Source organism: Nocardioides rubriscoriae, from assembly GCF_008087085.1.
In the GTDB taxonomy this organism is placed as follows: Bacteria; Actinomycetota; Actinomycetes; order Propionibacteriales; family Nocardioidaceae; genus Nocardioides; species Nocardioides rubriscoriae.
In genome coordinates this window covers 438,248-451,049 of record NZ_VIYJ01000003.1, presented here as the reverse complement: position 1 = coordinate 451,049, position 12,802 = coordinate 438,248, and the positions used below count along the sequence as shown (strand labels likewise).

Genomic DNA, 12,802 nt, shown 5'->3' with positions numbered 1-12,802 from the left:
CCGGATCCCGGAGTCGCGCGACCGGTCGGGTAACACACTTCTTACCGCCCCGGCTACGCAGCGAATTCCTGCCGAAACCACCCCGAAACCGCAGGGGCGTTGAGTCCTCGGCATGACCCGCCGACCGCCCAGCACCTCGGGGCACCGCGACGCGCACCGCCACATCGGGCGGCTGCCGGCGTACGGCTTCTACGGCGGCCCGCCGATCAACCCCGACACCACCGCGCTGGAGACGGTCGAGGAGCTCTTCGCGACGCTCGACGCCGAGGGCACCGAGCGGGCCCTGGTGCTGCCCAACTACGGCGTCCCGGACCCCGACGTCGCCTTCGGGCTCAACCACCTCGCGCTCGAGGCCGCGCAGAAGGACGACCGGGTGCGGTGCGGGCTGTGGGTCAGCCCGAAGCAGAGCGACGCCGAGCGCAACGACGCGGCCCTGCGGCTCGCCGTCGAGGACGGCGTGGTCGCGCTCAAGACGAGCTTCCTGCTCGGCGGCACCCCCGACGACCCCGACTGCGCCGAGCAGCTCGACCGCATCTTCACCACCGCGGCCGACCTCGGGCTCGTCCTGCACGTGCACACCTCCCCCGGCGCCGCCTCCGACGTCGACCGGATCGCCACCCTCGTCGACCGCTACGGCGACGACACCAAGATCCACCTGGTCCACCTCGGTGGCGGGATGAGCGGCCACCTCAAGCTCATCGGCGGGCTGTTCTTCGACTGGATCGAGTCCGGCAAGCAGGTCTACACCGACACCAGCTGGGCGATCGGCTTCGCCCCGGCCTGGTTGGCGCAGGAGATCGAGCGCCGCGGCGTCGGCCACGACCGGGTCCTCTTCGCCACCGACGCGCCCTGGGGCGACTTCGAGGGCGAGCACGCCCGACTCCGCGCGGCCAGCGGCGACGGCGCCCTGGCCCGCGCGTTCTTCCAGGACAACTTCGAGGAGCTCTATGGCACCGCCTGACGGCACGCTCTGGTCGCGGTTCAAGGCCGCGTTCGGCGGCGACCCACCCGACTCCCCGGTCTCACCCGAGCCCGCCGGGACCGCAGCACCCACCCAACCCAGCACCACACCCGAGGAGCACCGCATGTCCGTGTACGACGACGAGATCCTGGCCGCGATGGAGAAGTCCAAGGCCGAGGTGCCGCACCCCTCGCAGGACAAGGGGACCAACCTCTACGGCTCGACCAAGCTCTTCCCCGACTACCAGGCCAGCGAGGGCCAGGCCTGGCTCACGCTCGTCCACGGCATCCCGCACGAGAGCTCGGTCAGCTTCGTCGCCGTCCTGCAGACCACCCGCGCGCTGCGCAAGGGCTTCGACGCCACGCTGTACTTCTACGGTCCCGGCGCGCTGGCCTGCGCCGACACCCGCGGCTTCCCGACCACCGGCGACGTCGCCTTCCCCGGCAACCAGAACATGAACGACGCGATCAAGACGTTCATCGCCGAGGGCGGCACGGTGCTGTGCTGCCGCTTCGGCATGGCGCTGCACGGCCAGCGCGAGGAGGACCTGATCGAGGGCGTCATCCCCTGCCACCCGCTCGACGTGCAGGACGCCGTCATCCACTTCGCCAACAAGGGCGCGATCATCAACAGCGTCTACAACCTCTGACATGGGCGCCGACACCCGCGTGGACCTGGCCATCCAGGGCATCCGGCTGCTCGACGCTCCGGTCGCGCGCCGCGCGGGCGCCGGCCCCAGCGACGACGGGCACGTGCTGCTCGACGGTGTGGGGGCGGCGGTGCCGCTCAACCCCCGCAGCCCCTACACCGTCAGCGGCGGCAAGCTCCTCCTCGACGGCGCCGACACCGGCATGGGTGTCGAGGCCGTCGCCCGACCGAGGTTCTACGACCTCACCACCGCCGACGGCGTCTCCTACGAGAAGATCGCCCGGCTGCACTCCTCGCACGTGCTAGCCACCACGGTCGTGCAGACCTGCGTGCGCTACGACGAGCGCGAGCGCTGCCGCTTCTGCGCGATCGAGGAGTCGCTCAACGCCGGCGCCACCGTCGCGGTGAAGTCGCCGGCGCAGATCGCCGAGGTGGCCAAGGCCGCGCACGACCTCGACGGCATCACGCAGATGGTGATGACCACCGGCACCAGCAACGGCCGCGACCGCGGCGCCACCCACCTGGCCCGCTGCGTGCGGGCCGTGCGCGAGGTGCTGCCCGACCTGCCGATCCAGGTGCAGTGCGAGCCTCCCGGCGACCTGCAGACCATCCAGGACCTGTACGACGCCGGCGCCCGCTCGATCGGCATCCACGTCGAGTCCCTCGACGACGCGGTGCGGCTGAGGTGGATGCCGGGCAAGGGGTCGGTGCCGATGGCCGAGTACCGCGCCGCCTGGGCCGAGGCCGTGCGCGTCTTCGGCTGGAACCAGGTCTCGACCTACCTGCTCGTCGGCCTCGGCGAGGACCCCGACGAGCTCGTCGCCGGCGCGGTCGAGCTCATCGAGATGGGCGTCTACCCGTTCGTCGTGCCGTTCCGGCCCCTGGCCGGCACCCTGGCCACCGACGTCGACGGCGCCACCGCCCCGGAGCCCGCCGACGTCTACCGGGTCACCGCCCGGGTGTCCGCGGCCCTGCGGGCCCACGGGATGCTCGGCGCCGACCAGGCCGCCGGGTGCGCCGCGTGCGGCGCCTGCTCGGCCCTCGGCGCCTGCACGTCCGACGAGGCCGCGTCGTGACCACCGGCCTCACCTTCGTCGACGAGGTCATCCTCACCGGCTCGCGGCGCCAGGCCCCCACCCTCGACTCGTTCGTCGTCGTCCGCGCCGAGGCGGCCGAGGTCACGGCCTACCGGGCGCTGCGTCGTGACGTGTTCGTGCACGAGCAGGGCCTGTTCGACGGCTCCGACCACGACGACGTCGACGACGACTCGCGCACCGTCGTCCTGGTCGCCGTCGCGACCCACCCGTCCAGCGGCGGCGAGGTCCTCGGCGGCGTCCGGCTCCACCCCGCCCTGCCGGGCCGCGACCTTGGCTGGTGGCGCGGCTCGCGCCTGGCCGTCGCCTCCGACGCCCGCATGCTCCTGGGCGTCGGCGCCGCACTCGTCCGGGCCGCCTGCGCCGAGGCCGAGTCGCTGGGCGCGCTGCGCTTCGACGCGACCGTGCAAGCCCAGAACGAGCGCCTCTTCAAGCGCCTGGGGTGGGTGCCGCGCGAGCGCACCCACCTGCACGGCCACCCCCACGTCGTCGTCGACTGGCCCATCGCCCGGGTCCAGCGGCTCGCGGGCGCCACCAAGGCCGCCCTCGGCGGCCTGCTGTCGACCCTGGTCGCCGGCGTGCCGCAGGGCTTCGTCGGCGACGACGGCGCCCCGGTGCCCGGCTCCGACCTGGTCGCCGCCTGCGACGCGATCCTGCCCTCGATGGTCGAGCGCGACCCCGAGTGGGCCGGCTGGTGCGCGGCCCTGGTCAACCTCAACGACCTGTCCGCCATGGGCGCCGCCCCCGTCGCCCTGCTCGATGCCGTCGGCGCCCGCGACGCCTCCTTCGCCCGCCGGGTCCTGCGCGGGCTCAGCGAGGCCAGCCAGGCCTGGGGCGTGCCCGTCATCGGCGGCCACACCCAGCTCGGCGTCCCCGCCGCCCTGTCGGTGACCGCCCTGGGCCGCACCGCACGACCCGTGCCCGGCGGCGGCGGCGCACCCGGCCAGGCGCTGCGCGTCACCGCCGACCTCGGCGGCGGCTGGCGGCCGCGCTACACCGGAGCCCAGTGGGACTCCTCGAGCCACCGCACCGGCGAGGAGCTTCGAGCCCTCGCCGGTGTGGTGCCCGCCCTGGCCCCGACCGCGGCCAAGGACGTCAGCATGAGCGGCCTGGTCGGCACGACCGGCATGCTCGCCGAGGCCTCCGGCTGCCGGGCGGTCCTCGACGTCGCGGCGGTCCCGGCACCTCGCGAGGCGTCGTACGGCGACTGGCTGACCTGCTTCCCCGGGTTCGCGATGATCACCGCGGAGGTCTCGACGAGCTCGACCACCGGGGCGCGGCTGCCCGGCTTCGTCACCACCGCGGTCTGCGGCGAGCTGACCACCGGCGCGGGCGTCGGCCTGCGCTGGCCCGACGGCGTCGTCACCGAGGCCGTCACCTCCACCGTCACGGGAATGGGAGCAGCATCATGACCACCGGCATCGGCGCCGTGTGCGCCAACTTCGGACGCGACGTCGAGGACAACCTCGACCAGATCAGTGCTCACGTCGCGGACGCACGCTCTCGGGGCGTGGCACTGCTCGCGTTTCCCGAGGCCTGCCTCGGCGGCTACCTCTCCGTGCTCGGCTCCGGTCGCGACGGCAGCCACAGCGACGCCCCGGAGGACCTGCCGCCGGCGATGGACGTCGACGGGCCCGAGCTCCGCCGGGTCGCGGCCCTCGCCCGCGACATGACCGTGGTGGTCGGCTTCTGCGAGTCCGACGGCACCGACCGCTTCAACTCCGCCGCCGTCGTCAGCGGCGAGGGCGTGCTGGGCGTGCACCGCAAGGTCCACCAGCCGCTCGGCGAGGGCCTCTACTACGCCGCCGGCGAGACCTTCGCCGCCTTCGACACCGCGATCGGCCGCGTCGGAGCGCTGATCTGCTACGACAAGGCGTTCCCCGAGGCAGCACGCGCGCTGGCCCTCGACGGCGCCGAGGTCGTCACCTGCATCTCGGCCTGGCCGGCCTCGCGCACCGCCTCGGCCGACGACCTCGCCGACGACCGCTGGAAGCACCGCTTCGACCTGTTCGACCGCGCCCGGGCGCTGGAGAACCAGGTCGTCTGGGTGGCCTCCAACCAGGCCGGCACCTTCGGCCGGCTGCGCTTCGTCGGCTCGGCGAAGGTCGTCGGTCCGGGCGGCGACGTGCTCGCCCAGACCGGCACCACCGCCGGCGTCGCCTACGCCGACGTCGACGTGGCCGCCACCCTCGAGGGCGCACGCCGCGCGATGTTCCACCTCGGCGACCGCCGCCCCGAGCTTTACGGGGAGCGCGTCCATGCCTGAGATGAGCGTCGTCGTGCGCTGGCCCGACGGCCGCGAGCAGGACTGTTACTCCCCGTCGCTGGTCATGCACGACCACCTGGCCGAGGGCGAGACCTACACGGTCGCCGACTTCGAGCGGCGGGCCGCGCACGCGCTCGCCGTCGCCAGCGAGCGGGTCCGGGCCACGTTCGGCTTCGCCTGCACCTCCGCCGCGGCCACCCGCGAGCAGATCGCCCGCGCGGCGACGGCGTACGCCCCCGACCAGCTGGTCGAGGTCGTGCGGATGTGGCCCCCCATGCCCCCCGACGAGAGAACGAAGCCATGACCGCCACCACCGAGCACCGGAGCACCACCGTCGCCGTCGTCGGCGGCGGCCAGGCCGGGCTGTCGACCAGCTGGTACCTCACCCGCGACGGCGTCGACCACGTCGTCCTCGAGGCCGGCACCGCCGCCCACGAGTGGGCCGACACCCGCTGGGACTCCTTCACCCTGGTGACTCCCAACTGGCACTGCAGGCTGCCCGGCTACGAGTACGACGGACCCGACCCCGACGGGTTCATGACCCGCGACGAGGTCGTCGCCTGGCTCGGCGGGTACGCCGCCACCTTCGGCCCCCCGCTGCTGGAGCACACCCGCGTCACCTCGCTGGTCGAGCGCGACGGCGGCGGCTTCGTGCTGGAGACGACCGGCCCCGACGGCGAGATCACGTGGGAGGCCGACAGCGTCGTGCTCGCCACCGGCGGCTACCACCTACCGATCGTGCCGCCGTGGGCGACCGCGCTCGACCCGGCGGTCCACCAGCTCCACTCGGCGCACTACCGCAACCCGGCGCAGCTGCCCGACGGCGCCGTGCTCGTCGTCGGCTCCGGGCAGTCCGGCGCCCAGATCGCCGAGGACCTCCACCTCGCCGGCCGTCAGGTGCACCTCGCGCTCGGCGACGCCCCCCGCGTGGCGCGCACCTACCGCGGCCGCGACTGCATGACGTGGCTGTCCGACATGGGCCTCTACGACACCGCGGTCGCGCAGTACCCCGGCGGGCTCGCCGCGCGCGAGAAGACCAACCACTACGTCACCGGGCGCGACGGCGGGCGCGACATCGACCTGCGCGCCTTCGCCCGTGACGGCATGCGGCTCTACGGCATGCTCGACGGCCTCACCGAGCCCGGCGGCACCCACCTCACCTTCCTGCCGACGATGACCGCGGCGCTCGACGCGGCCGACGCGACGTACAACTCGATCTGCCGCGACATCGACCGGTGGATCGAGGCGCAGGGCATCGACGCGCCGCCCCCCTCGACCTACGAGCCCGTGTGGGCGCCCGAGGCAGACCCCCTCGAGCTCGACCTCGCGCAGGTGGGGATCACCAGCGTGGTCTGGGCGATCGGCTACCGGCCCGACTACCGCTGGGTCGGGGTCGGGGTCTTCGACGGCCACGGCCGACCCACCCACACCCGGGGTGTCACCTCGGTGCCCGGGCTCTACTTCCTCGGGCTCCCGTGGCTGCACACGTGGGGCTCGGGCCGCTTCCTCGGCATCGCCCGCGACGCCGAGCACATCGCGTCGTGCGTCACCGGACGGGTCCGCGCGGTGGCACGGGTCTAGGACGTGCCGGTCACCATCGGCGCCGTCGCCGCCCACTTCGGTCGCGACCTCGAGCGCTCCCTCGCCAAGGTCGAGCGGATCCTCGGGGGCGCCCGCGAGGCCGGCTGCGACGTGCTGGTGCTGCCCGACGCCACCCTCGGCGGCTACCTCACCGACCTGCGCGCCCCCGACCTCGACGACCTGCCGCCGGCGCTGGACGACGACTCCCCCGTGCTGGGTCGGCTCGTCGGGCTGGCCGGCGAGATGGTCGTCTGCGTCGGGTACGCCGAGCGGTCCGACGACGCGACCTACAACGCGGCGGTGTGCCTGAGCGGCGACGGGGTGCTCGGCCGGCACCGCAAGGTGCACCTGCCGGCCGCCGAGGCGTCGGCGTACGCCGCGGGCGACCGGTTCAGCGCCTTCGACACCCCGGTCGGCCGGATGGGCATGCTCATCGACTACGACAAGACCTTCCCCGAGGCCGCCCGCGCACTCGCGGTCGACGGCGCCGAGGTGCTGGCGTGCCTGTCGGCGTGGCCGGCCTCGGTCACCGACCGGGCCTCCCGGCTGCCGCAGGACCGGCAGAGCCGGCTCTTCGACCTCTACGACAGCGCGCGCGCCGCCGAGAACCAGGTCGTGTGGGCGTCGTCCAACCAGACCGGGGTCACCGGGTCGCTGCGCTTCCTCGGCCAGGCCAAGGTCGTCGGCCCCGGTGGCGACGTGCTGGCCCGCACCTCGGCCAAGGGCGGCCTCGCCGTGGCCACCGTCGACGTCGGCGCCGAGATCGCCCGGTCGCGGCGGGTCCTGCACCACCTCGCCGAGCTGAGTGCGGCGGCCTACCGTTGAGGGTCGCGCTGCTCACCTACTCGACCAAGCCCCGCGGCGGCGTCGTCCACACCCTCGCGCTGGCCGAGGCCCTGGCCCGGCTCGGCGTGGAGGTCGACGTCTGGACCCTCGGCCGTGGCGGCGACACCGGCTTCTTCCGGCCCGTCGACGACCGGGTCGGCGTGCGCGCGGTGCCCTTCGCCGACCTCGGGCCCGACGAGCCGTTCGGCGAGCGGATCGCCCGGTCCATCGACGTGCTCGGCACCGCGTTCGCGCCCGAGCGGGCGGCGTACGACGTCGTGCACGCGCAGGACTGCCTCAGCACCAACGCGGCCCTGCGCTCGGGTCCGTGCCTGCGCACCGTGCACCACCTCGACACCTTCACGACCCCCGAGCTCGTGGCCTGCCACGAGCGGGCGATCGTCGCGCCGTCGGCCCTGGTCTGCGTGTCCGCGGCGGTCGCCGGCGAGGTGCGCGCCGGCTGGGGCCGCGAGCCGACCGTGATCCCCAACGGCGTCGACGCGGCCCGCTTCGAGGCCGGGGCCGCCGACCAGGTCGGGCGGCTTCGCTGGCGCCGGACCCTGGGCCACTACGTGCTCGCCGTCGGCGGCATCGAGCCCCGCAAGGGCACTCTCGACCTGCTCGAGGCCTACTCCCTGCTGCACGCCGAGCGCCCCGACGTACGCCTGGTGCTCGCCGGCGGCGAGACGCTGTTCGACTACCGCGACTACCGCGGCGCGTTCGAGGCCCGCGCCGCCGACCTCGGCCTGGCACCGACGATCCTCGGCGTCGTGGAAGACGCCGCCCTCCCGGCCCTGGTCGCCGAGGCCGCCGTCCTGCCGTTCGTCTCCACCCAGGAGGGCTTCGGGCTGGCCGCCCTCGAGGCCCTGGCCGCCGGCACCCCCGTCGTGGCCCGCGACCTGCCGGTGCTGCGCGAGGTGCTCGGCGACGCCGTGTCGTACGCCGCCCACCCCGCCGCCATCGCCGCCGCCCTCGACCGCGCGCTCGACGACCCGCCCGACCCCTCGCCCGGCCGGTTCCTGGCCCGGGGGTTCAGCTGGGACGCCGCGGCCGCCGCGCACCTGGAGCTGTACGACCGGCTAGGTTGAGGGTCTCGTCGGTCCGGGTCCTCGTCGGTGGACAGGGCGACCAGAGACTCACACCCACCCCATCTGTCACACCGGGACGCCGGAACCCTGACAGGGCCGATGGACTTTCAGCGGCCCTGTCACACGTTCAGCGTCCCGGTCAGCGCCATGTGACTCCCGGAGCAGGTGAGACGCGATCGACTACGCGGGCGGCCGCCCGACCCCGACCCCGTGGGACCCGGAGTAAGAAAGCTTCCCGGTGCGGTCGAGTGGTCTCGAGACGGTCGCGGGCGACCTCCTCGACCACCGTGGGGTGGGGGTCGTGGGCTCCCGGGGCGCTACCGGCGTGGGAGGTGCAGGCGCAGCACGTCGACGTCGGCGGGCTGCTCGAGGCGTCCGCCGAGGGCGTCGAGGACCAGGAGGACTCGGTCCTGGCTGGCGTGGCGCGGCGCTCCGAGCGTTCCGTCGAGCCGCGAGCAGAGGACGTCGACGCGCAGCCGGCTGGCGGCGCCCTCGAAGACCAGGCGCACCGAGCCCGACTCGCGCTGGACGACGTCGTCGAGGAGCAGGTCGAGCACCTGCTCGACCGGGCCGGGGGTGAAGGTGAGGTCGACGTCGCCCTCGACGGCGGCGGTGAGCCGTCGGTCGTCCTCGTCGAGGACGTCGGCCCAACGCTGCGCCACCTGGGTGGCGAGGTCGCGCAGGGGCACCGCGGCCCCGGCGACCAGGACGCCGCGACCACTGAGCTCGACGAGCTCGCTGGCGGCCGCGTTGAGCTGCGCCACCGCCTTGAGACCCCGCTGGGCGCACTCGCGCGCCGGGACCGACAGGTCGGGCTCGTCGACCAGCTCCTCGAGCGTGAAGCGCAGGCTCGTGAGCGGGGTGCGCAGGACGTGGCTCGCGTGCTGGGAGAACTGACGCTCGCGCTCGAGGCGGTCGCGCAGCTGGCTCGCGCTCAGCTCGAGCGCGGTGGCGATGGCGCGGGCCTCGGGGACCCCGCCGCGCGGCAGGTCGAGGTCGAACCGCCCGCGCCCCAGGGCCGCGGCCGCGACGGCGAGCTGGCGGAAGGGACGCGACAGGCTGCGCGCGACGAGGTAGCCGACGCTCCCGGCGATCACGGCCAGGAGCCCGAACAGTCCGAGCACCCCCCGCAGGTCGCTGCCCCAGATCCCCTCGAGGGCCTCGTCGTGGCGGGCGCTGACCGTGAGGGTCCCGCCCCCCGCGACCACGACGCTCGCGACGGCCTCGTCCTCCTCGGCGACGTCGCCCGGGCGGTCCGCACCGGTGGCGACGACGTCGGGCGCACCGGGGACGGCGTACCTGAGCTCCAGGCGGGGCAGGGCGAAGGGCTCCAGCAGCGCCCGGTCGACCTCGCCACCGGCGGACAGCTCGTCGGAGACGACGCTCGCCAGGGACGTCGCGACCGCCGTGGCGTCGGCACGCTCGGCCCGGCGGACCTCGCCGTCACTGGCGTAGGCGCGCACGAGGCCGGCCCCGAGGAGCAGCAGCAGCGTGATCGCGATGAACCAGATCGTCAGACGTTCACGCATCGGGCGCGGGGGCCTCGAGCCGGAAGCCCACCCCGCGCACGGCGACGACACGCTCGGTCACGCCCTGGCCCTCGAGCTTCTGACGAAGCCGACCGATCGTGACGTCGAGGGTCTTGGTCGACCCGTACCAGTTCTCGTCCCACACGTCGGCCATCAGCCGACCACGGCTGACGACCTTGTCCTTGTTGGCGGCCAGGATCGACAGCACGTCGAACTCCTTGCCGGTCAGCGGCACCTCGGTGTCGCCGGCGTAGACCCGGCGCGCGGCCACGTCGATGCGCAGCCCGTCGTCGGGCTGATCGACGCCGTTGACCGAGCCGCCACCCGTACGGCGCAGCAGCGCGCGCACGCGCGCCTGCAGCTCGGCCAGCCCGAACGGCTTGGCCAGGTAGTCGTCGGCGCCGTAGTCGAGGCCGACCACGCGGTCGAGCTCCCCGGCGCGCGCCGTGACGATCATGATCGCGCCCTCGTAGCCGGCCGAACGGGCCTGCTTGCAGACCTCGAGACCGTCCATGTCGGGCAGGCCCAGGTCGAGGATCATCACCTCGGTGGTGCGACCGCCCAGCTCGTCGAGGGCCTTCTGGCCGCTGTCGACCCAGTCGACGTCGTAGCCCTCGCGCTCCAGCGTCCGGACGAGGGGGAACGCAATGTCCTCCTCGTCCTCGACGACGAGAACTCTGTGACCCATGGGAAGGAGCATAGGGGGTCACCGGGGGTCGCCGAGGCGGACTGGCGGAATCGTTGGACAGACTCCGTCAACCGGGGCCCCGCTCCCTCGCGGCACGGCCCCCCTCCAGGAAGCCGGCCTCCAGGCTAGGAGCCCCCGGACCACAGCCGGGGCACACCCACGACACACCCACGCAACACGGCCCCCACCGTTCGGTAACGGGTCACGGACCGCAGCCGAAGAGGTCGCCGTGCTCCGCGGCCCGCTCCAGCACCCGGTCGAAGGTGAGCTGCTCGAGGCCGAACGGGTCGTCGGCACCGGCGACGACCTCGTCCCAGGTGACCGGCGCGGCGACGTACGGGCGCTCCTTGCCGCGCAGCGAGTAGGGCGCGATGGTGGTCTTGGAGCCGGCGTTCTGCGACCAGTCGAGGAAGACCTTGCCGCCCCGCCGGGCCTTGGTCATGGCCGAGGTGACCAGGCGCGGGTGCTCGGCCTGCAGCTCCTCGGCGATCTCCTTGGCCAGTGCCGTCGACTCCTCGGGCGGCAGCCGGTGCGGGAGATCGGCGTAGAGGTGGAGGCCCTTGCTGCCGCTGAGGACGGGCTTGGCGACGAGGTCGCGGCCGGCCAGCTTGTCGCGCGCGAGGAGGGCCACCTGACAGCACTCGTGCAGCCCGGCCGGCTCCCCGGGGTCGAGGTCGACCACGATCCGGTCGGCGTTGCGCGGGCGGCCGTTGCGCCCGACCTTCCACTGGTGCACGTGCAGCTCGATCGCGGCCAGGTTGGCCAACCAGGTGAGCGTGGCCAGGTCGTCGACGACGGGGAAGGTGAGGGTGTCGTTGGCCGTCTCGCCGTAGCGGCCCGCGCGGCGCCCGCTGGTCGGGACCGTCACCGTCCGCACCCAGGACGGCGTGCCGGCGGGGGCGTTCTTCTCGAAGAAGCTGAGGTCCTGCACGCCGTGCGGCCAGCGGATCCGCGTGACCGCGCGGTCGGCCAGGTGCGGCAGCATCACCGGCGAGATCCGGGCGTAGTAGTCGAGCACCTCGCCCTTGGTCGTGCCGGTGAGGGGGTAGAGCACCTTGCTCAGGCTGCTGATCTTGAGGGTGCGGCCCTCGACGTCGACGTGCAGCTCCTCGACCGGGTGCTTGTCCCCGCGCGGGCTCACCGGTCGACCGCCGCGGCCAGGTCGTCGGGGGTCAGGTCGGTGCGGATCCCCTGGTACGACGGCTGCCGCAGCCTCGGGTGGCCGTGGCCGTGGGAGTCGACGTCGACGACCAGGACGGGCTCGAGCCAGGTGGTGCCGGCGGCGTCGAGGCGCGGCACCTCGTCGACGAAGGGGCTCGTGGGGCGGGCCAGCCCGGCGACGGCGTCGGTGAGCAGCCGGCTCTGCTTGGCGGCGATGCCGCTGCCGACGCGCCCGCGGAAGACCAGCCCGTCGGGTGTGACCTCCCCGACGAGCAGCGAGGCGAGCCGGTGGGTCGTGCCCTCCTGGGGGCGCCAGCCCCCGACGACGTAGGTGCCGCGGAAGCGGTGGGCGAGCTTGAGCCAGTGGGGGCTGCGCTCCCCCGGCCGGTACGGCGAGGACACGCGCTTGCTGACGATGCCCTCGAGGCCCTGCTGGCGGGTCGCCTCGAGGAGCATCGCGCCGTCGTCGTACGACGCGGGCACCTGCCACGGCGACCCGTCGAGCACCTCGGCCAACCGGGCCCGTCGGGTCGCGAGCGGCTCGTGCACCAGGTCGACGCCGTCGAGGCGGAGCAGGTCGAAGACCATGTAGGTGACCGGCACGGTGGTCACCAGCCGCTGCACCGCGGCCGCGCGACGCACGTGCATCCGCTCCTGCAGGGTGCGGAAGTCGGGCACACCGTCGGCGTTGAGCGCGATCACCTCGCCGTCGACGAGCAGGTCGCGCCGGCGCAGCCCGCGCAGGCCCTCGGCGACGTCGGGCCAGGCGCCGGTCACGTCGTTGTCGTTGCGGCTGGTCAGCCGGTAGCGGCCCCGCTCGCCGTACCCGGCGGAGTCGGCGAGGACCCGCATGCCGTCCCACTTCACCTCGTGGGCCCACCCCTCACCGGGCGGCACGCGGTCGCCGGGCGTGGCGAGCATCGGACGCATGGCCCCCATCCTGCCTGCTGCCGGGCCGCGC

At 74.1% G+C, this 12,802-nt stretch carries 13 protein-coding genes; 9 read left to right on the top strand and 4 right to left on the bottom strand.

Annotation, left to right across the window (positions count from 1 at the left end):
• The first annotated feature begins 112 nt into the window (after nt 1-112).
• From FZC61_RS08820 to FZC61_RS08780, 9 genes are all read left to right on the top strand, one after another.
• On the top strand, nt 113-961 hold the full coding sequence (locus tag FZC61_RS08820; protein WP_148613761.1) for an amidohydrolase family protein: 849 nt from the start codon (nt 113-115) through the stop codon (nt 959-961).
• A gap of 124 nt (nt 962-1,085) precedes the next feature.
• A complete protein-coding gene (locus FZC61_RS08815; RefSeq protein WP_140011492.1) occupies nt 1,086-1,610 on the top strand; it encodes an MSMEG_0572/Sll0783 family nitrogen starvation response protein in 525 nt (174 codons plus the stop codon).
• Between the two features lies 1 nt (nt 1,611).
• Entirely contained in the window at nt 1,612-2,685 is a 1,074-nt protein-coding gene (locus tag FZC61_RS08810; RefSeq protein WP_148613760.1) for an MSMEG_0568 family radical SAM protein, read from the top strand.
• On the top strand, nt 2,682-4,115 hold the full coding sequence (locus tag FZC61_RS08805) for an MSMEG_0567/sll0787 family protein (RefSeq protein WP_148613759.1): 1,434 nt from the start codon (nt 2,682-2,684) through the stop codon (nt 4,113-4,115). The genes FZC61_RS08810 and FZC61_RS08805 overlap by 4 nt, the downstream gene beginning before the upstream one ends.
• Nucleotides 4,112-4,969, top strand: a complete 858-nt coding sequence (locus FZC61_RS08800; protein ID WP_211357167.1) for a carbon-nitrogen hydrolase family protein — start codon at nt 4,112-4,114, stop codon at nt 4,967-4,969. The genes FZC61_RS08805 and FZC61_RS08800 overlap by 4 nt, the downstream gene beginning before the upstream one ends.
• Nucleotides 4,962-5,273 carry an MSMEG_0570 family nitrogen starvation response protein gene (locus FZC61_RS08795; protein WP_148613758.1) on the top strand — a complete coding sequence of 104 codons (312 nt, stop codon included), beginning with the start codon at nt 4,962-4,964 and terminating at the stop codon, nt 5,271-5,273. Before FZC61_RS08800 ends, FZC61_RS08795 begins: the two co-directional genes overlap by 8 nt.
• The gene (locus tag FZC61_RS08790) at nt 5,270-6,550 is read left to right on the top strand and encodes an MSMEG_0569 family flavin-dependent oxidoreductase (protein ID WP_148613757.1); all 1,281 of its coding nucleotides are present in this window, start codon (nt 5,270-5,272) and stop codon (nt 6,548-6,550) included. Before FZC61_RS08795 ends, FZC61_RS08790 begins: the two co-directional genes overlap by 4 nt.
• Nucleotides 6,551-6,553: 3 nt before the next feature.
• A complete protein-coding gene (locus FZC61_RS08785; RefSeq protein ID WP_148613756.1) occupies nt 6,554-7,375 on the top strand; it encodes a carbon-nitrogen hydrolase family protein in 822 nt (273 codons plus the stop codon).
• Nucleotides 7,372-8,463 (top strand): MSMEG_0565 family glycosyltransferase, encoded by a 1,092-nt coding sequence (locus FZC61_RS08780; protein ID WP_148613755.1) that lies wholly within the window; start codon nt 7,372-7,374, stop codon nt 8,461-8,463. The genes FZC61_RS08785 and FZC61_RS08780 overlap by 4 nt, the downstream gene beginning before the upstream one ends.
• 317 nt (nt 8,464-8,780) lie before the next feature.
• Here the strand turns inward: FZC61_RS08780 and FZC61_RS08775 are convergent, their stop codons facing one another.
• From FZC61_RS08775 to ligD (FZC61_RS08760), 4 genes are all read right to left on the bottom strand, one after another.
• Nucleotides 8,781-9,992 carry a histidine kinase dimerization/phospho-acceptor domain-containing protein gene (locus tag FZC61_RS08775; protein ID WP_148613754.1) on the bottom strand — a complete coding sequence of 404 codons (1,212 nt, stop codon included), beginning with the start codon at nt 9,990-9,992 and terminating at the stop codon, nt 8,781-8,783.
• Nucleotides 9,985-10,680, bottom strand: coding sequence for a response regulator transcription factor (locus tag FZC61_RS08770; RefSeq protein ID WP_246142607.1), 696 nt, complete (start codon nt 10,678-10,680; stop codon nt 9,985-9,987). Before FZC61_RS08770 ends, FZC61_RS08775 begins: the two co-directional genes overlap by 8 nt.
• 202 nt (nt 10,681-10,882) lie before the next feature.
• Complete coding sequence (gene ligD / locus FZC61_RS08765; RefSeq protein WP_148613752.1) at nt 10,883-11,821, bottom strand: non-homologous end-joining DNA ligase; 939 nt, start codon at nt 11,819-11,821, stop codon at nt 10,883-10,885.
• On the bottom strand, nt 11,818-12,771 hold the full coding sequence (ligD, locus tag FZC61_RS08760; RefSeq protein ID WP_170286034.1) for a non-homologous end-joining DNA ligase: 954 nt from the start codon (nt 12,769-12,771) through the stop codon (nt 11,818-11,820). Before ligD (FZC61_RS08760) ends, ligD (FZC61_RS08765) begins: the two co-directional genes overlap by 4 nt.
• Nucleotides 12,772-12,802 lie beyond the last annotated feature (31 nt).

Coding starts and splice junctions, on each gene's coding strand:
- FZC61_RS08820 (WP_148613761.1), top strand. CDS start 113: ATGACCCGCCGACCGCCCAGCACCTCGGGGCACCGCGACGCGCACCGC.
- FZC61_RS08810 (WP_148613760.1), top strand. CDS start 1,612: ATGGGCGCCGACACCCGCGTGGACCTGGCCATCCAGGGCATCCGGCTG.
- FZC61_RS08795 (WP_148613758.1), top strand. CDS start 4,962: ATGCCTGAGATGAGCGTCGTCGTGCGCTGGCCCGACGGCCGCGAGCAG.
- FZC61_RS08775 (WP_148613754.1), bottom strand. CDS start 9,992: ATGCGTGAACGTCTGACGATCTGGTTCATCGCGATCACGCTGCTGCTG.
- FZC61_RS08815 (WP_140011492.1), top strand. CDS start 1,086: ATGTCCGTGTACGACGACGAGATCCTGGCCGCGATGGAGAAGTCCAAG.
- FZC61_RS08790 (WP_148613757.1), top strand. CDS start 5,270: ATGACCGCCACCACCGAGCACCGGAGCACCACCGTCGCCGTCGTCGGC.
- ligD (WP_170286034.1), bottom strand. CDS start 12,771: ATGCGTCCGATGCTCGCCACGCCCGGCGACCGCGTGCCGCCCGGTGAG.
- FZC61_RS08800 (WP_211357167.1), top strand. CDS start 4,112: ATGACCACCGGCATCGGCGCCGTGTGCGCCAACTTCGGACGCGACGTC.
- FZC61_RS08770 (WP_246142607.1), bottom strand. CDS start 10,680: ATGGGTCACAGAGTTCTCGTCGTCGAGGACGAGGAGGACATTGCGTTC.